19 protein-coding genes are annotated in these 18515 nt (G+C 40.7%); 14 read left to right on the top strand and 5 right to left on the bottom strand.

Annotation, left to right across the window (positions count from 1 at the left end; all coding sequences use genetic code 11):
- Positions 1-12 precede the first annotated feature (12 nt).
- Together trxA and N745_RS0106520 are read right to left on the bottom strand one after the other, a co-directional pair.
- A complete protein-coding gene (gene trxA / locus N745_RS0106525; RefSeq protein WP_024851323.1) occupies positions 13-384 on the bottom strand; it encodes a thioredoxin in 372 nt (123 codons plus the stop codon).
- Positions 385-427: 43 nt separating this feature from the next.
- A complete protein-coding gene (locus N745_RS0106520; protein ID WP_024851322.1) occupies positions 428-1816 on the bottom strand; it encodes a class II fumarate hydratase in 1389 nt (462 codons plus the stop codon).
- A gap of 125 nt (positions 1817-1941) precedes the next feature.
- On the opposite strand from N745_RS0106520, the gene N745_RS0106515 reads away from it, so the two are divergent.
- From N745_RS0106515 to N745_RS0106490, 6 genes are all read left to right on the top strand, one after another.
- Complete coding sequence (locus N745_RS0106515; RefSeq protein ID WP_024851321.1) at positions 1942-3852, top strand: hybrid sensor histidine kinase/response regulator; 1911 nt, start codon at positions 1942-1944, stop codon at positions 3850-3852.
- 100 nt (positions 3853-3952) lie between these two features.
- A complete protein-coding gene (locus N745_RS0106510) occupies positions 3953-4639 on the top strand; it encodes a response regulator (protein WP_024851320.1) in 687 nt (228 codons plus the stop codon).
- 255 nt (positions 4640-4894) lie between these two features.
- A complete protein-coding gene (locus tag N745_RS0106505) occupies positions 4895-5407 on the top strand; it encodes a Csu type fimbrial protein (protein WP_024851319.1) in 513 nt (170 codons plus the stop codon).
- The gene (locus N745_RS11800) at positions 5407-6135 is read left to right on the top strand and encodes a fimbrial biogenesis chaperone (RefSeq protein ID WP_024851318.1); all 729 of its coding nucleotides are present in this window, start codon (positions 5407-5409) and stop codon (positions 6133-6135) included. The genes N745_RS0106505 and N745_RS11800 overlap by 1 nt, the downstream gene beginning before the upstream one ends.
- A 33-nt stretch (positions 6136-6168) precedes the next feature.
- Positions 6169-8445 (top strand): fimbria/pilus outer membrane usher protein, encoded by a 2277-nt coding sequence (locus tag N745_RS0106495; RefSeq protein ID WP_051453384.1) that lies wholly within the window; start codon positions 6169-6171, stop codon positions 8443-8445.
- A complete protein-coding gene (locus N745_RS0106490) occupies positions 8442-8933 on the top strand; it encodes a Csu type fimbrial protein (protein ID WP_024851316.1) in 492 nt (163 codons plus the stop codon). The genes N745_RS0106495 and N745_RS0106490 overlap by 4 nt, the downstream gene beginning before the upstream one ends.
- 73 nt (positions 8934-9006) lie before the next feature.
- Here the strand turns inward: N745_RS0106490 and N745_RS0106485 are convergent, their stop codons facing one another.
- Positions 9007-10131 carry an NAD(P)/FAD-dependent oxidoreductase gene (locus N745_RS0106485; protein WP_024851315.1) on the bottom strand — a complete coding sequence of 375 codons (1125 nt, stop codon included), beginning with the start codon at positions 10129-10131 and terminating at the stop codon, positions 9007-9009.
- A 266-nt stretch (positions 10132-10397) separates the two neighbouring features.
- On the opposite strand from N745_RS0106485, the gene N745_RS0106480 reads away from it, so the two are divergent.
- The 4 genes from N745_RS0106480 to N745_RS0106465 are packed head-to-tail and all read left to right on the top strand — an operon-like array spanning position 10398 to position 12766.
- Positions 10398-10694: a DUF5052 family protein gene (locus tag N745_RS0106480; protein ID WP_024851314.1), complete on the top strand. Its 297-nt coding sequence runs from the start codon at positions 10398-10400 to the stop codon at positions 10692-10694.
- 2 nt (positions 10695-10696) lie between these two features.
- Positions 10697-11032 carry a hypothetical protein gene (locus tag N745_RS0106475; RefSeq protein ID WP_038070659.1) on the top strand — a complete coding sequence of 112 codons (336 nt, stop codon included), beginning with the start codon at positions 10697-10699 and terminating at the stop codon, positions 11030-11032.
- Positions 11033-11066: 34 nt separating this feature from the next.
- A complete protein-coding gene (locus N745_RS0106470; protein WP_024851312.1) occupies positions 11067-12305 on the top strand; it encodes a GGDEF domain-containing protein in 1239 nt (412 codons plus the stop codon).
- Between the two features lie 11 nt (positions 12306-12316).
- Positions 12317-12766 (top strand): FKBP-type peptidyl-prolyl cis-trans isomerase, encoded by a 450-nt coding sequence (locus tag N745_RS0106465; RefSeq protein ID WP_024851311.1) that lies wholly within the window; start codon positions 12317-12319, stop codon positions 12764-12766.
- A 5-nt stretch (positions 12767-12771) separates the two neighbouring features.
- Here N745_RS0106465 and N745_RS0106460 read toward each other — a convergent pair whose 3' ends face one another.
- Together N745_RS0106460 and N745_RS0106455 are read right to left on the bottom strand one after the other, a co-directional pair.
- Positions 12772-13068: a PP0621 family protein gene (locus tag N745_RS0106460; protein ID WP_024851310.1), complete on the bottom strand. Its 297-nt coding sequence runs from the start codon at positions 13066-13068 to the stop codon at positions 12772-12774.
- Between the two features lie 8 nt (positions 13069-13076).
- Positions 13077-13604 (bottom strand): DUF3087 family protein, encoded by a 528-nt coding sequence (locus tag N745_RS0106455; RefSeq protein ID WP_024851309.1) that lies wholly within the window; start codon positions 13602-13604, stop codon positions 13077-13079.
- 186 nt (positions 13605-13790) lie between these two features.
- On the opposite strand from N745_RS0106455, the gene queA reads away from it, so the two are divergent.
- The 4 genes from queA (at position 13791) to secD (ending at position 18508) form a co-directional block, all read left to right on the top strand.
- The gene (gene queA, locus N745_RS0106450) at positions 13791-14843 is read left to right on the top strand and encodes a tRNA preQ1(34) S-adenosylmethionine ribosyltransferase-isomerase QueA (protein ID WP_024851308.1); all 1053 of its coding nucleotides are present in this window, start codon (positions 13791-13793) and stop codon (positions 14841-14843) included.
- A 23-nt stretch (positions 14844-14866) separates the two neighbouring features.
- Positions 14867-15979 (top strand): tRNA guanosine(34) transglycosylase Tgt, encoded by a 1113-nt coding sequence (tgt, locus tag N745_RS0106445; protein ID WP_024851307.1) that lies wholly within the window; start codon positions 14867-14869, stop codon positions 15977-15979.
- Between the two features lie 181 nt (positions 15980-16160).
- Entirely contained in the window at positions 16161-16496 is a 336-nt protein-coding gene (yajC, locus tag N745_RS0106440; RefSeq protein ID WP_024851306.1) for a preprotein translocase subunit YajC, read from the top strand.
- Positions 16497-16615: 119 nt separating this feature from the next.
- The gene (gene secD, locus N745_RS0106435; RefSeq protein WP_038070658.1) at positions 16616-18508 is read left to right on the top strand and encodes a protein translocase subunit SecD; all 1893 of its coding nucleotides are present in this window, start codon (positions 16616-16618) and stop codon (positions 18506-18508) included.
- Positions 18509-18515 lie beyond the last annotated feature (7 nt).

The raw sequence follows: 18515 nt of genomic DNA, 5'->3' as shown, positions 1-18515 counted from the left end.
TTAGCTTTTGATTTAAGCGTTGTTGTTTTGCGATTCTTCAAGGTCTTTACGAACTTGTTCCATATCTAGCTCTTTTAAGCTCTTTAGACCTTCTTCTAAGTTTGCTTCCGGCAATAAACCAGGGTTTGAGAAAACAACAATTTTTTCACGCATAAAAACAAGTGTTGGAATTGAACGAACTTGGAATAAACCTGCTAATTCTTGCTGCTCTTCAACATTTACCTTAGCAAAAACGATATCTGGATGTTTTTCGGAAACAGATTCGAAAATTGGTGAAAATTGTTTGCATGGGCCACACCATTCTGCCCAGAAATCTAAAACAACGATATCGTTGTCAGTGATTGTTTTTTCAAATTCTTCCGTAGTAAGGTTTACTGTTGCCATGTTCGCTCCTGTTTTTAAGTTTATGGGCTTGTGTCGGGGTGCTTTAAACGCTTGGGTTGCCGCCTCGAGTCAATAGCAAAGGATCAAGGTAACGTCTTAAAGTTTCGTCATCTAAATCGGACATTTCTTTTGCAACCTCAAATACTGGTCGTCCCGTTTGATACGCTGTTTTGGCTATTTTTGCACCAGTTTCATAGCCTACCACAGAGTTGAGGGCGGTTACTAGGATCGGATTGATCTCTAAAGCTTCATTCAATTTTGCTTCATTGACTGTAAAACCTTGAATGGCCTGATCAGCTAATTGCACAGAAGCATTGGCTGCAATTTCTAAGCTTTGTAGTAGGTTAGTGGCAATCATGGGAAGCATGACATTTAATTGGAAGTTACCAGATTGTGCACCAACGGTAATAGCGGTGTGATTTCCCATCATTTGCGCTGCTACCATACAAACGGCTTCAGGAATAACCGGGTTTACTTTGCCTGGCATAATAGAACTACCGGGTTGCAGAGCGGGCAGTTGAATTTCGCCTAACCCTGCTAAAGGGCCGGAGTTCATCCAGCGTAAATCGTTTGCAATTTTCATTAAGCTGGCGGCCAGCACGTTAAGTTGTCCACTTAACTCTAAAGCAGTATCTTGGGAGCTTAGACCAACAAAAAAGTTGGGCATGGGTTCAAATGGAATTGCGGTAATCGTTGAAAGGTTGGCGCAAACCAAACTGCTGAATTCAGGTTCAGCGTTGATGCCTGTACCAACAGCTGTACCCCCCTGTGGTAGTTTGTGCAGACGTTTTTGAGTGTCTTTCAAGCGGTCAATGTTGTCTTCAATCAACTGACGCCATGCTGAGATTTCTTGACCAAGCGTCACAGGTGTTGCATCCATTAAATGTGTACGCCCGGTTTTAACTATGTGACCAACTTCTTGTTCCTTATCTTTGAGAGCGCTAATGAGGTGATTTAATGCAGGTAGTAAATGTTCTTCTAATTCAATGGCTGCTGCAATGTGAATAGTGGTTGGGATCACATCATTTGAGCTCTGGCTCATATTGACATCGTCATTAGGATGCACATCCGTACCGGTCATTTGTTTTATTAGGTGAGAAATGACCTCATTCGCATTCATGTTGGTACTAGTGCCAGAGCCTGTTTGAAAAACATCAATAGGGAAGTGTTCGTAATATTTTCCATCAATGAGTTCCTTTGCAGCAGCTTGGATCGCGGTTGCTTTTTCTTGAGATAAAAGTCCTAGCTCAAGGTTGCTTTCAGAGCAGGCAAACTTTACATATCCCAATGCCTGAATGAATTTTTTTGGCATAGGCGTGTGGCTAATTGGGAAGTTGTTAATGGCTCTTTGGGTTTGAGCACCATAAAGAGCATCTGTAGGAACCTCAAGTGTTCCCATACTGTCTTTTTCGATACGAAATGACTGTGTCATAGGGTAAATCTCATCTGATCAGGCTAAAAATTCTTCATCTGAAGAAAAAAAATTAAATTATTGGTATTCTATCTCATCCAGATAAGTGTCTGAAAAAAACTCTTTTATTGAAAGTGATTAAATTCATGAAACCAGTTGTAACTGATATTTCCAAATTTTTCTCTCAGAAGGCGCTCTGGTGGTGCCTGCACTATGATGAAAAGTTTGCCATGATTTCTCTTTCAGAGGCTTTTGAATCTCGTTTAGGCGCAGCGGTTTTAACAAGTGATGACTTTATGAGTTATATGGTGCCTGAATCGATTCATCACTTTATGACACATACACAAGCACTTTTGGAGAAGAAAACTGATAAAAGCCAGTTTTTGATGGGGCTTAATATCGATGGCGAATTGGTTTGGTTGATTAATGAGCTTTATCATCAAAAACAAGGTGATAATGAGGTAATCTGCGCGACGTGTATTGATATTACTCATATGTATAAGCTTGAGGAACGGCTAATCGCATCCCATAGTGATTTAATCATTGAACAACTGCAAGAGAAAGAAAAGCGCTCACAAGAAGAAAATACATTGTTGCATGAGCTATACAAGAGCCAGACCAAGTTTTTAGCGATGTTAAGTCACGAGCTGAGAACCCCTTTGATGGGGATGAATAGCCTAATCAATGTCGTTAAACATAATCAAGAAAATGGGCGCTCTATAGAAGATCCATTACGTATTATGAAGTTGACTGTTGATCAGTTGAACTTTTTGATTAACGATATTCTGACCTACTCTCAAACTGAATCCGAACATATTCAAATTAACCCAAGCTCCTTTACGATTGATGAAATGTCAGAGTATGTCACGCACCTGACAAAATCGATTTCTAATGATAAAGGCATGACTGTTTCTGTTACTCAGAAGACGCATAGCGAATGGTTCTATGGTGATTTACTTCGTATCTCTCAAATCTTGGTTAACCTTATAGTTAATGCGATTAAGTTTACCCATAAAGGTGGTGTTTTCGTAGAAATAGAAGAAACCTCTGTTGGTTTGCTGTTTTCTATTACGGACTCAGGTGAGGGGATTGAAAAAGAACAGTTGGAGCGAATATTTGAACCCTTTAAACAGTTGAAATCAAAAGGGAGTCAGCAGTATTTTGGCTCTGGACTAGGATTGCCGATAGTAAAAAGGCTGGTTGAGCTTTTGGGTGGGACTATTGAAGTAGAATCTGTGAAAGGCGTGGGGACAAAGTTTACAGTTGAATTGCCCGTTGGTTTGCACTCTCGAGAATTGTATGAAGATGATTTAGATGCTGAGCAGACTGTTCATACTGAGCATAAACAAAAACTGATAGAGTTGAGTGAACCATTGAGTGTACTGATTGCTGATGATTCAGTAATTAATCGAAAAGTGTTGGAATTATTTTTACATGAAATTAACTGTGTTGTTGAGCATGCAGAAAATGGAAAAGAAGCTTGGCAAAAGTTTTTAGAGCAGGATTTTGATATCGTCTTCCTTGATATACAAATGCCAGAAATGGATGGTATGGAAGTCTGTCGTAAGATACGAACGTTAGATCATGGTTTGAAACCTAAACTTAAAGGCGTTTATGCATTAACAGCTGCACATACCGAAGATGAAATATCAAATATGGGCATTGTGGTTGATAGGAGCCTGTTTGATGATTGGATTGAAAAGCCGATATCCCAAGACAAGGTATTTGGTGCACTTTATAAAGAGTTGATTGTAAGAGAAGAGTTGGCGAAAGCACCTTTAATTGATTTGGTTCCCGAATCTTTAGTTCATTTATTGCCACAGTTTGTCGAGTCCACATCGGCAGATTTAAAGCGTATGCATAGCCTTTTATCTGAACAAGATGAAACAACTTTCAGGCAAGTTTGTCATAGCCTGAAAGGAAATTTAATGTTGTTTGAGGTCAAGCAAATCTTAAGTGTAGTTAAAAAAATAGAAAACTTATCATTTACTGAGGATTCAGGGGCGATAGAGACATTGTTATCGGAGATGGATGAAATTTATCATAGCTTGTATTAAGTTTAAAAAAACAGCTATAATTAAAGGTTATATATGCATAAAGTAAAAAGTTACTTGTTTAACTTCTTGATAAATTTAACTAAAAGGATTTAAAAAAATTATGGCACGTGCCAAACCTACAGTTTTGATTTCTGAAGATCATGACCTAGTGAGAGCTGGATTTAAGTCGATTTTGGAGTCGGACGGTACAGTGTCGGTGATTGCTGAAGCCAAGGATGGTGAATCAACTCTCGCTCTGACAGAAGACAAAAAACCGGATTTATTATTAATTGATTTGTCCATGCCGAAGTTGAGCGGCATAGCGGTTGTGACACAGCTGAAAAAACGCAAAAATCCAGTAAAGATTATTGTATTAACTGCTGCTGAAGCGCCGAATGTATGGAAAGAAGTGTTAGATCTTGGTGTTGATGGTGTTGCGCTTAAATCTGTTTCGCAGAGTGAATTGGTTTCTGGTATCGAGCTAGTTCTAGCTGGTCAGGTATTTGTTCATTCTGAAATTGAACCTGATTTAAATTCGTATTTAGAAACGCTAGAGCAATCCAAGTCGATTGAAACAGACGTTAAAAAACCGAAGAAATTGTCCGTCCGAGAAAAGCAGGTGATCAAGCTTGTTGCCGAAGGTTATAAAACCAAGGATGTCGCTGATATGTTGGATATTTCCGATAGAACAGTCTCCAAACATCGCGAAAATATTATGACTAAGCTAGGTATGAGTTCATCGGCAGAGCTAGTGAACTATGCAAGTCATATCGGGTTGTTAAAAGTGAAGTTGGACGAAATTAAATAAATCCTATTGCATTTACATTTCCATTATAAAAAAGGCGCAATTAGCGCCTTTTTTAATGCCTGCCTATTTATCAACAAGTGCTAGTAATATAATCTAATATAAATTTAATAAAATAGATATCAGATTTTTATTATATATTGTTGAAAATACTCGTGTTTTTAATTTTGTATTAAGTGGTTAATGTGTATTATACTTGAGACGTATCTACCCAGATATACAAAGTATTTGATACTTAATCTAACTATGAGGTGCATTATGGCGAATCATATTCAATGGGTAAGATTAGTAGTTGCAATGATAGCCGGCTTGACTTATGGACAAGTGATGGGGGCACAAGCAACAACAACCTTTCAGGTGACTTCAAATGTAGCGTCAAGCTGCACGATAACGGTACCAGCACTTTCTTTTGGCGCTTACGACACAAATAGTGCTTCTCCTACCGATTCTACGACGACCATTTCAGTTTTTTGTACAACAGGTACTGCATTTACGACGGCACTTGATGTGGGAACGACTACAGGTGGAGATTACCTTTCACGACTGATGCTTGGGGCGACCAATGCTGATACGCTTGGTTACAATCTTTATACGGATGCGGCACATACTACGGTTTGGGGCGATGGTACGGGGGTGACAGCTACCGTTCCGGGTACAGGAACAGGTCCTCTCGTAGCGGTGTCTCAGACTGTATATGGCCGTATAACGGCACAACAAAATGTTTCTGTAGATACTTATAGTGACACAATTACAGCGACGGTGACCTACTGATGAATTCAATAATTAAATTTTTGCTATTGTTTGTGACAGCATTATTTCCTTTGTTTGTGAATGCTGGCTCATTCCAAGTGACGCCAGTGCATTTGAAATTGACGCCTAACCAAAAAACTGCTGTCATGTCTATTACTGCCAACTGGGATCAAACGAGCACTATACAGCTTGAAGCAGTAGCTTGGCGACAACAAAATGGAAAGGATGTTTATGAACCTACTAAAAATCTCTTGATAACACCTCCAATTTTCAAGTTAAAGGTTGGTGAAACTCGTATTGTTCGTATCGGTTTGCATAATGCGGTTCCTAAAGCTAAGGAAGTTGCTTATCGCCTATATATTCGTGAGGTCCCTCCAACGCCACAGCCTGGTACTCAGGGGGTTCAGGTTGCACTTCGTATAGGTATCCCTGTTTTTGTAGAGCCTAGTACAAAGATTTCTCCTAAATTACATTGGCATGTACGAAAACTGGATAAAGGAAATCTACAGCTAGAGGTGAAAAATAGTGGAAATGCTCATGTTCAGTTGAACGATTTAAGGTTTTCTGAAAATAAAGGGAGTAAGCCAAAATTCATTGCTGGTGGCGCATTGTATCTTTTGCCCAATCAATCTCGGCATTGGAATATTAAGTCTGGCGTAACAGCTCCTTTATCTCAAAAAAAATTGCAACTATTTGTTACTTCAGGTCAGAAGGAACAAAAAATCGAGTTACCGATAGAGGGAATGTAAATCCGCGCAATTACTTGCTATTACCTGCTCTTGATGCTGGTTATAGCGAGCCAGTCGCAGGCGGCTGACTTTCCTTTTTCTGCGGAAACAACCAGCGAAAACCTCTTTTCAGTCGATATTAATGGTGATGCACAGCAAGAAATTGTGCATGTATTATTAGATGAAAAGGGGCGGCCTTGGTTGCGTACTGAAGACTTGCAAAGGTGGCATTTCTTATTACCGAAATCAAATGAAGTTATCCATGATGGTTACCGTTATGTTCTTTTGACAATGCCAGGTGTTCATTATATTGTTGATCTACATCATTCCACTTTATTCATTACTGCCCCTCCCCAGTCATTTGAGACAACTCGCCTATCAGTTAAAAGTGAGCTAAATTCCCCCTCTATGGGTTCGACGTCAGGCTTGTTTTTAAATTATGATATTAATGCTCAACGGGTCGACGAAGTTCGTAATGTTGATGGGATTTTTGAACTTGGGCTTTTTGGTAACGGCTCATTAACCTCAAGCTTTCTTGGGCAAAGATTACACAAAGCCCCTAACTTTATTCGCTTAGAGAGCAGTTGGCGTTGGGATCATTCAAACACTATGTCGACCTTGCGTTTTGGTGATGCTATAAGTCGATCCGGTGATTGGGGACGTTCTGTTCGTTTTGGTGGTGTGCAATGGGGAACCAATTTCTCAACGCAACCAGGTTTTGTGCCATTTGAGTTGCCAATGCCAACAGGTGAAACAGCATTACCTTCAATGGTCGATCTTTATGTTAATAATGCATTAATGATGCGTCGTCAGGTGCCGGCAGGACCTTTTGAGATTTATGGGCCACCAGTTGTTACCGGATCAGGGCAGCTCCAAGTCGTTGTCCATGACATGCTTGGTCGACAGAGAGTATTTACGCAGTCTTATTATGCTTCGCCATCGATTTTGAGAAAAGGGTTGCATGATTATAGTTATGAGTTAGGCACAGTCCGTGAGAACTTCGGTTTAGAAAGTAATCAGTACGGAGATTTATTTGCTTCTTTGACACATCGATATGGCTTTAATCGTTGGTTGACAGGTGAGGGGCATGCAGAATTTTTGCGTACTCAACAAACAGCTGGAGCAAGTGGTTCTGTACTATTGCAACCTATTGGTGTTTTAAGTGTGTCTGTGGCTGCCAGTCGGACTGATCATAGTCAAGGAAACTTGATGGGAATTGGCTTTAAGCATGCTGGTCGTCTCATTGGGTTTCGTCTCTCATCCAAGGTAATTAGTCATGATTTTAGACAATTAGGCTTACCTTCGGGGCAGTTGCCGGTCAAACGAACGGATCAAATATTTTTGTCGAGGTCATTGTTGCAAGCAAAGGCTTCAGTGGGAATAGGGTATGTTAATGAACATTTTTATGACCAAGCTCCTCTTGAATTGCTAACAATAAACTATAACCAACAACTCGCTTATCATTGGGCACTCAACTTCTCTGGCAGTCGAAATGTAGGGGCGTCATCAAATGCTTTTTTTGCAACAATTACGAGACCTTTCTCATCTCGAGATACGTTAAGTGTCTCTTCATCGATACAAGAACACTCTCAATCATTTGTAGAATATCAGCATAATTTGCCTCCAGGTAATGGGATGGGCTATCGGGTGCGCGCAAATAGCGGAAATTCATCTGGTGGTGATGTAGGCGTTTCATTGCAAAATGATGTTGGAACCTATTCTTTTGAAGCGGCACGTCAAACGAGTTCATCAAGTACGGGTGTTCGTCTGGGGGCGCGCGGAAGTTTAGCGTTGTTGGATAAACACTTCATTCCGGCACGTTATATCGATACAAGTTTCGCTTTGGTTTCAGTTCCCGGTTATGCTGAAGTTGGTGTGTATGCGGATAATCAATTGGTAACGCAAACAGATTTGAAAGGTGATGCTTTAGTCCCAAATTTACGACCCTATGAGAAGAATCCAATTAGAATTGATGTCAATGACCTTCCATTAGATGCTCAGATTGATGCCTCTCAACTTACCGTTATTCCAGCGTGGCGCAGTGGTGTGCATATTAAATTTCCAGTGCGTCCTTCTCATGGTGCACTGATTCGTATTGTTATTGCTGGTGGTCATGTTTTACCCACCAGTGCTGGTGTTCGTATTTCGGGTAATAAAGAGACTTTCCCTGTAGGGTTTGACGGCAAAGTTTATTTAACTGGGCTTAGATCGCATAACCGAATACAAGTAAACTGGCTTGGGCAAAAGTGTGAATTTACAGTTAACTACCCTACTAAGAAAGTGGTACTGCCAGATTTAGGTAACTTTTATTGTAAAGAGATTCAGCCATGAAAATAAAAATTCAACATGACGTTTTTAGACTAACAATAATCTCTACTTTAATGGTTATGCCGTGGAAAGTTTTTTCTGCAACTTGTACTGTGTCAGCTAATCCACCCCTTAGTTTTGGAGTCTATGACCCAGGAAGTGCGGCACCGCTTGATGGTGTGGGTGGGGTAAGAGTAAGGTGTACAGCTCAAGGAGGTGGAGGGTTAGTCTCATATAGCATTTTGATGAGTTCTGGTACTGGCGCTTATGCTTCACGCCAAATGCTTCATGGTACGACTAGTAATGTTTTAACTTATAATCTTTATACTAATTCATCGCATACAACGATTTGGGGAGATGGAACGGCGAGTACCTCGGTTGTGAGTGACAGTTATCAATTGAATTCAGGGTCAAAAACAACTGACTATCCTGCCTATGGGCGAATATTTACTCACCAGAACGTACGCTCAGGTAGCTACTCAGACAGCATCACAATAACGGTCAATTACTGAGGGTTATGAAGTAGCCAACTCGCTTGTACTTCGCCATAAAATCATGAATCTGAATTTTCGGATAACGCCTAATTTAACGATATTGTCTCAGGTACCACCATTCAAAGAATTTTTTCGCAAAGTGCATTAAGCGACATGGCGGTAATAAAGTCGTACCTTGCTCAGTCCGTTTAATAAAGACCCCGTGAGATAGTGTGTCAATAATACAAATCAATTCATGTTTGATGACTTCTGTTGGCACACGTCCTTGTAGTTCACTGGCAAGATTTTGAGAGGCTGTTGTAGCTTGTAAGTCGGCTGCATGAGCTTGTTTTGCTTGCCAATCTGGTCCAGGGTAGCTTCCAGAATCTCCAGCAACATAAGTTTTTTCAAGACCTTCAACTTGGCAAAGTTCGTTTGCTTTAATCATGCCACCGGCAGATTTTTCTATTTCAGAATCCTGTAGCCATGCTGGCCCAGTCATGCCTGGCATAAATAAAATCATATCTGCATGAAATTCGGTGCCTTCCGTGATGACTTTATTCGCCTCAAACCCTTTCATTTTATGACCGAGCTCGGTTTTGATGCCTTTTTTAGCCATCATTTTTAGAACAGCGTTTGGCACTTTATCACCTAAGCGCTTACCAGGCTGCGGTGCAGGGTTAAAGAAAATGATTTCAAATTTATCACGACGTCCTTGGCGGCGAAGAAGGGTGTCGATTCCAAATAAGAATTCAAACATAGGACCACCTCGCATTGCAGAAGGTTCATTGGGGTTGCCTCCAAAGCCGATTGCGATTGTGCCGCCAGACATACTGTCAAGCTTGTCTCTTATCGCTTCTGCAGCAGCAATCCCTTCACAAGGCGTGATGGCGTGCTCAATCCCTGGCAATTTTTTGATAAAGCGTCCACCTGTGGCAATAATCAAACCATCATTTTGGTATTCACCTTCGGTTGTAACAACGGTACGCCCTTTGTTAGTGACGTTAGTCACGCTGGCTTGTATGTAATTAACATTTTGTCGAGCAAAGAATTTTGTTAAATCGACTTCTAAAGATTTGCCTTGTTTTTCTCTGGCTGGAATCCAGATGATGCTAGGTAGATACACAAGTTTTTTGTTTGGTGCAATGACTGTTATTTCAGCATCTGGGAGCTGTTTTCTTGTTTGCTTTACCGCGGTTAGAGCTGCAAACCCTGTTCCTAAGATGGTAATGTTCATGGGGGATACCTTGTTAGTTATTTTGAGTATTGTCCTATGATAACGAGAAACCTGGTTTGTTTGGAATCAATTTTTGTATTGATATTAGATAAAAATTATTTATTTTTAATAAGTTAAGTTTATGAGAAAAGAGCGGTGGTAGGGCTTCTACTTGGTATTTTGAATAGTCAGGATTTAGTCGTAATCCACTAAGCAAAGCTTGAGGCAAAAGGGTAAAATACCTGCATTAATCAATAAGCGTTTACAGAAAAACGAATGTGGTACTTATGAAAAAGATTTTATTAACACTGGCAACAAGCATGTTGTTACTGACTTTGAACGGTTGTGAAAAAGTTTCAAATACCGCTAAAAATATCCAGTCCGATTGGGTTGGATTAGACCGAAAAATAGAAATTTACAGCTGTTATTCCGGTAAGTTGATTAAAGTCATTAAAGGCAGTATTCGACTCAACCAAGATGATAAGTTCGCTAATGGCGCATCTTTTTTGGTGAACGGTAAGAAAATGCATACCAATATGTGTTTTGTTGTAGAAGAAATTGGAATTAAAGAAGAGGCACAGTAAACTTGAAAAAGCTTAGTTTTATGCTGTTGGCTAGCATCGTTCTATTATCAGGATGTAGTCAAACTCAGGTTAAGAAAGTTGATGATACCAACTATGTTTTAACGCACCCATACAATGATACACCAGGCGATTTATCAAGCCATGCACTATCCTCAAAAGCAGATGACCTGTGTCCAAGTGGTTATTATGTGACATCCAAAAACGCTGCCAAAACTGCCGAGTTTGGCTATAGCGATGAGCAGTGTGCGTCAGGAAAGAACTGCGACTATATGTTGGAATGGCAAATTCAGTGTGTAGATAAACCAAAAGATAAATTCTCAATATTTGGTAAACACTAATTTGATTGACTGAAAAAATACAAACGGAATTGTTATGTCTAATAGCAAACATTATCTTTGGCTAATCGGGTTTTCTGTATTGGCTTTTTGGCAAGTAGATCAAATTGCTCATTGGCCTAAATCCATCCAAAGCGTACTTTTATATGCCCCTTATCTAATCGCAGCTTTGGGGATATTTATCAGTATTTATTTAAATCGTGTACAACCGATATTTTTATTACTGACCATTGTTGTGCTCAATTTTGCAATGGCGTATTTCCTACCTGCAAATACTTCAAAAACAGATGTATTAACAGTTACCGCTTTTTATCCATTATTGGCCATTTTTTTGCCACTCAATATTTTGCTATGGATTTTATTACCCGAAAAAGGGGTAATGTCAAAGCCGTATGTTTTCAGTCTATTGACCGTGTTTATTCTGCAAGGATTTGCATTTTATTGGCTGATGGATAATTTGCCGATGAGCACTATTTTAACTTTGGCTCAACCTGTTGGTACTTCTGGTGTAACGCTACCTATGGTGCCTTTTTTGGTAACAATTGGTGCTTGGTTGTTGATTGTCATTCGAAATGCTTTTCAAAACACGCCTAAGGTATTAGATAACACGGTTATTTTTGTCTTAATATTGCTTGCTTATGGGTTGAACCAATATGTCTCTTTTGGAGTGTTGGCTTGGTTGTCAGTCATTGCTTCTGGATTGATTATTTTGTCTTTAGTGTTTGATTCGCATCAGATTGCCCACACAGACCAGTTGACAGGCATGAAAGGGCGTAGAGCTTTATTTGAACGTTTTACGGGTCTTGGCCGAAAATATGCCATTGCCATGATGGATATAGATCACTTTAAATCCTTTAATGATCGTTATGGTCATGATGTTGGGGATGAAGCTTTAAGATTGGTCGCGTATCAATTGGCTCGTATTCCTGTTGGGCACCCATACCGTTATGGTGGTGAAGAGTTTACTGTGGTTTTCCCTAGTAAAACGGCAAACGAAGTGAAATCCGTGTTGGATGAGATGCGTATACAGATTTCTGAAGTGCCTTTAGAGGTAATGGAAAAAGGTAAGAAAGCGGAAACACGGGTAACAGTCAGTTTTGGTCTGGCGGAAAAAACAGAACGAAGTCAGACGCCTGAAGCAGTGATGAAACTAGCTGATGAAGCACTTTATGTGGCCAAAAAAGCTGGCCGTAATTGTGTGAAAGTCTATGGTGAAGCCGCAAAGAAAACTTCTGATAAACCTGCTGCTCGTAAGAAAGCACCCGCTAAAAAGTAAAGTAGAGAGATATGGTAGATAAAACAAAATTAAAGCGTGTTGGCGAGCAGTCGGAACTAGAGATTCAATTCAAATTGAGTTTGTTGGATGATACGGTTGTCGAACAAACACAGGACGATGAAGTTTTTGTTTTTCAAGTTGGTGATGGACAGTTTTTGAGCAAATTAGATGAGCTGTTGATTGGGTTGGAAGAGGGAACGCGCGCAAAGTTTTCTCTTATGCCTGAGGATGCTTTTGGGTTGCCTGACCCTATGAATTTTCAAACCATGAAAAAATCTGAATTTCCTGAAGAAGTTGTTTTGTCTGAAGGGCATGTGATTGGGTTTAATACGCCTACGGGAGAAGAAATCCCTGCAACCGTTTATCAAGTCAAAGATGATGAAGTGGTTATGGATTTTAATCATCCATTGGCAGGAGAGCCGCTTTTGTTTGATGTAACGATTGTTAAGGTGTTGTCTTAATTCTGTTAAGCGTCAGGATGTTTTTCTAGGTAAAGTCTTTTATGTTCCTGACTACAGAATGCTAATTGTTGATTAGCTTCAACGGAAGTGGTTGCATCTAAAAGTATGGCTTCCGATTCAGGGAGACGTAAGCCGCATTCGGCGCAGGTAATCATGCGTTCTGCATTTCCGTCATGATAATTATTTTGAGCATCTCGGCTTGATGTTGTTTCATCTTGTTGGATTTCATTCACGCGCTTCATAATGAAGCGAACCAATAAAAACACGCCAAACGCAATTACAAGTAACAGTAAACTTTTCATTTCATATCCTAGTTTTCAGTTTTATGGTAGCGCTCAACCTGAGCGGGAGAAAAGCTGGTTTGGTTCAGATCAATGCCAGCAGCAGTCATTCGTTCTTCTAAGGTTTTCTTTTCAGCCAATAAATCAATCAGTGCATGGTGATTGTCTTCCAAACGATGCATTTGTTCTAAGCCAAGGTGGTAAAAACGCATGGTTTTCATCGCCTGGTGATCGTTTATATCAACGTCTTTTCTAAGCTTTTCCATGACATTAGTAATGCGCATCAAAGAGCGCTTAAGACGCCAGCCATACATTGCATCTCGCATCCAAGGCTTGTTTATGAAAAACTGTTTAATAATGAAGAAAGTGATGATTAAGCCAATAAATGCACCTAGAAAATTCAGTATCCAAGGGTTTGAATTGTATGGGGACAGAAGTTTAACGCTCACGGTGGCTGAGATCATACCGATTACGACAAAAATACCCATAATAATTAACGTTGAATTACGAGTTTTTTGACGATACTGTTTTGGATCTATCTCTTCGATTGTAAACATAAGGGCTTTCCGAGTTTGACTTAAAGCGCTGGTTCGCATGTCATTGTTTGTTAGTCGAGTGCGCAATTCTATTAAAAATCTGCAAGGCTGGGTAGTTTTAAAACGCGTGTTAGCAGAATCAAGTATAATTTCCGCTTTTTAAACCTTGAAGACAGTTGCGTTAAAAACCTACGCCCCACTAAGAAAATGAAGCGCCAAGATTTTTATTTTGATCTACCAGAAGAGTTGATTGCACAAGCCCCTACTCAAGAGCGTACGGGTAGCCGTCTGTTAGTAATTGAGCCTGATGGACAGCTTTCAGATAAGCAATTTCCTAATTTTTTAGATTATGTTCAGCCGAACGATTGTTTAATCTTTAATAATACTAAAGTCATTCCTGCTAGGTTGTTTGGGCAAAAGCACAGTGGCGGTAAAGTTGAGTTTTTGGTTGAACGCATCTTGGACGATCGACGTGTTTTAACTCATATTCGTTCAAGTAATGCGCCCAAGCCTGGTGTCAAAATTCGTATTGAAGACCAATTTGACGTTGAAGTGTTAGGGCGTGATGGCGCTTTGTTTGAAGTTGCATTTGAGTTGCCTGCAGGTGAAACGGCACTATCACTCATTGAAGCTTGTGGGCACATGCCTTTGCCACCCTATATTGAACGTGCGGATGGCGAAGAAGATAAAACGCGCTATCAAACTGTGTACTCTGAAAAACCAGGTGCGGTTGCAGCCCCAACCGCTGGATTGCACTTTGACGAAAAGCTGTTGGAAAAAATTCGCCAGAAAGGTGCGGCAATTGGTTTTGTAACCTTGCATGTAGGAGCGGGTACTTTTAAGCCTGTGCAAGTAGATGATATAAGTGAACATCGCATGCATTCTGAAGTGATTGAGGTCTTGCCGGAAACAGTGGACCTGATTCATCGTACCAAGCAAAAAGGCGGCAGGGTGTTTGCAATAGGAACCACTTCTGTACGTAGCTTGGAAAGTGCAGCAACTCTGAGTGAAGGCGGACAGCTTGCAGCTTATCAGGGCGAAACGGATATTTTTATTACACCTGGTTATGAGTTTAAAGTGGTAGATGTGTTGTTGACCAACTTTCATTTGCCGGAATCGACTTTGATTATGCTGGTGTCCGCTTTAGCAGGTTATGAAAAAACCATGCAAGCCTATCAGCATGCTGTAGCGCAAAAGTATCGATTTTTCAGTTATGGGGATGCAATGTTGGTGCACCCACAACAGAAAACAGAACAATAGAATTTGTAGGACGAAGATAAGCAATGGAATTTGAATTAGATAATCAAGATGGTCGAGCCAGAAGAGGGCGCCTTAAATTTGATCGTGGTGTGGTGGAAACGCCTGCCTTTATGCCTGTAGGAACCTATGGTTCGGTAAAAGGAATGACGCCAGAAGAAATTGAAGAGACTGGCGCACAAATTATTTTGGGTAATACCTTTCATTTGGCGATACGTCCCGGTACCGATGTGATTGAGCAACATGGCGATTTGCATGACTTCATCCACTGGAAAGGGCCAATTCTGACCGACTCGGGTGGGTTTCAGGTGTTTAGTCTTGGCAAAATGCGTAAGATCACCGAGCAAGGCGTTCATTTCCGTAATCCAGTGAATGGTTCCAAATTGTTTATGGGGCCAGAAGAGTCAATGGAAGTGCAGCGCAAACTTGGCTCGGATATAGTGATGATTTTTGATGAGTGTACGCCTTACCCTGCCACTTATGAAGTAGCCGCTGATTCGATGCGTTTATCTTTGCGTTGGGCGCAGCGTTCAAAAGATGCACATGGCGATAATCCATCTGCACTGTTCGGTATCGTACAAGGCGGAATGTATGAAGCGTTAAGAATTGAATCTGCCGAGGGCCTGAAAGAGATAGGCTTTGACGGTTATGCCATCGGCGGTTTGTCTGTTGGTGAACCAAAAGAAGAAATGATGGCGACACTCGAATTTACCGAACCACATCTGCCAAAAGGCAAGCCTCGTTATATGATGGGCGTTGGTAAGCCGGAAGATATTGTTGAAGCGGTACGTCGTGGAATTGATATGTTCGACTGTGTGATTCCAACGCGTAATGCACGTAATGGTTTTCTATTTACCCATGATGGTGTGGTGAAGATTCGTAACGCGGTGCATAAAACCAGTTTGGAGCCATTGGATGCTCAATGTGATTGTTATACCTGTAAGAATTACACACGTGCTTATCTGCATCACCTAGATAAGTGCGGTGAAATTCTAGGCGCTAGATTGAACACAATTCACAATTTGCATTACTATCAACTGCTGATGAAAGGGTTGCGTGAAGCAATTGCCAATAATCAGCTGGATACTTATGTGAAGCACTTCTATCATCAAAGAGGAGAAGTGGTTCCGACACTATGATTTAATGCTACCCCAGCCTGGCAGTTTTTAATAAAAATCTACCAGGCAGGGGTGGTTTTAGATGAATGGCCTCAATGAGTGAGAAACTCTGGAATTAGGCTGTTTTTACATGGTATTTTTAATCGAACTATGCCAAAATACGGCGACTAAATTTATAGATAAACCTATTTGGGAGACAAAAATGAGCTTTTTTATTTCTGATGCGATGGCAGATGGTGGTGCGGCAGCACAAGGTGGCGGTTTTGAAGCGTTATTGCCTTTAATCGTTCTGTTTATTGTTTTTTACTTCTTGTTGATTCGTCCTCAGCAAAAGAAAGTGAAAGATCACAAAAAATTGGTTGAAGCGCTATCTAAAGGTTCAGAAGTCGTTACTTACGGTGGTTTGGCTGGAAAGATTCGTGACATGGATGAAAACTTTGTCGATTTAGAAATCGCTAATAACGTTATCGTAAAAGTTGAAAGACAAAATGTTTCTCGTGAATTACCAAAAGGAACCCTAAAAGGGACTGCGGAATAATCACGACTTTTTTCAGAAGGGGCATTATGCCCCTTTTGTTGTTTTAAGCCCGAGCCTTAGGCAGATATAAGCCTGAGCATGCGAGGCGCTGTTTTAATGTTGAGTTTGGAAAATTAAACATGTTTGACTCTAAAAGAAAAGTCATTAGTAACCAATACCCGGCTTGGAAGTATGTATTGCTGGCAGTTGTGATTTTATTGGGTGTGATTTATGCAACCCCTAACCTATTTGGTGATGATCCTGCTGTTCAGGTTTCACCTGCTAAGTCAGTAACTTTCAATGCCTCTATTGAGAAAAAAGTTTCAGATGCACTTGAAGCTGCGAAATTGCCGATCAAAAGCATGTCTTTCCGTCCTGGTCAAGATTCGCAATTATTGATTCGATTTAACTCAACAGAAGAACAGTTAAAAGCTAAAAGTGTTATTAAAAACTTGCTTGGTCGTCAAGCGGTTGTTGCACTGAACCTAGCACCAGCTACCCCAAAAATTTTGAGAGACATGGGCGCTGAACCTATGTTCCTCGGTCTGGATTTGCGTGGAGGGGTTCACTTTTTGATGGATGTTGATATGGAGACAGCCGTTCAAAAAGCGTATACCCGTTATGTGGATGAGATTAAAGCCTCGTTGCGTGAGAAGCGTATTCGTTATTTATCTGTTGATTATGACAAACAAGCTTTATGGGTGAAATTCCGTGAGGGAACAAACCTAGATCAAGCACAGGAAGAAATTAACAAAAAATTCGATGGTGACTTTGTTATTAAACAAATGCCTGAAGGAAGAGAACCTTCTTTAGAGTTATTGCTGTCACCAAAAACCATCGCTTCTGCTAAATCCTATGCGCTAAAGCAAAACATCACGACTTTACGTAACCGTATTAACGAACTAGGAGTGTCTGAACCAGTTATTCAACAGCAGGGTGAAAGACGTATTGTTGTGCAGTTACCTGGTGTTCAGGATACGGCTAAAGCCAAAGAGATTCTTGGTGCGACAGCAACATTAGAATTCAGACTGGTTGAAGAAAAGGGTGATCCACAAGAAGCTGAAAAAACCGGTTATGCACCTCATGGCGCACGCTTGTATCACTTCCGTGATGGGCGTCCTATTTTATTGCAGCGTAGAGTTATTGTGAGCGGTGACAACGTAATCAATGCTCAGTCTGGTATTGAATCAAAATCTGGTACAGCTGAAGTAAGTGTGACTTTGGATAGCGTTGGTGGTCGTAAGATGTTGGCGACAACCAAGAAAAACGTGGGTAACCGCATGGCGGTTGTCTATATCGAGACACGTATTGACACCGTGATGGTGAACGGTAAAAAAGTGAAGCGTCGTGTGACCTCTAAAGATGTTATCAACGCTGCAGTTATTCAAGGGCAGTTTGCTAACCGCTTCCAAATTACCGGTTTGGATTCACCACGTGAAGCACAAGATTTAGCCTTGTTGTTAAGAGCAGGTGCTTTGGCGGCACCAATGGAAATCGTTGAAGAAAGAACGGTTGGGCCAAGCTTAGGTAAAGACAATATCGACCAAGGATTTATGTCAGTTGTTGTTGGCTTTATGTTGGTGTTGGTTGTCATGGCATGGCGCTATAAAGTGTTTGGTATGATTGCTAACCTTGCCTTGACTCTGAACTTAATTTTGATTGTCGCCATTATGTCGTTAATGCAAGCGACCTTAACTTTGCCGGGTATTGCAGGGATTGTATTGACCGTTGGGATGGCGGTTGATGCAAACGTTCTGATATTTGAACGTATTCGTGAAGAATTGCGGGTAGGTTCTGTGCAAGCGGCGATTAATGCAGGTTATGAAAAAGCATTTGTCACCATTGCGGATGCGAATATCACGACTTTGTTGGCGGCAATTGTATTGTTCAGTTTCGGAACAGGACCGATTAAAGGTTTTGCCATTACTTTGTGTATTGGGATTATCACGTCAATGTTTACAGCCATTATGGGTACTCGTGCCATCGTTAACTGGCGTTACGGCAATAAGCCGATTGAAAAACTGTCGGTTTAGGAGATAA

It is taken from the genome of Hydrogenovibrio kuenenii DSM 12350 (assembly GCF_000526715.1).
Classification (GTDB): Bacteria; Pseudomonadota; Gammaproteobacteria; order Thiomicrospirales; family Thiomicrospiraceae; genus Hydrogenovibrio; species Hydrogenovibrio kuenenii.
The sequence above is the reverse complement of the archived record's forward strand: the minus strand, read 5'-3'. Positions and strand labels throughout refer to the sequence as shown.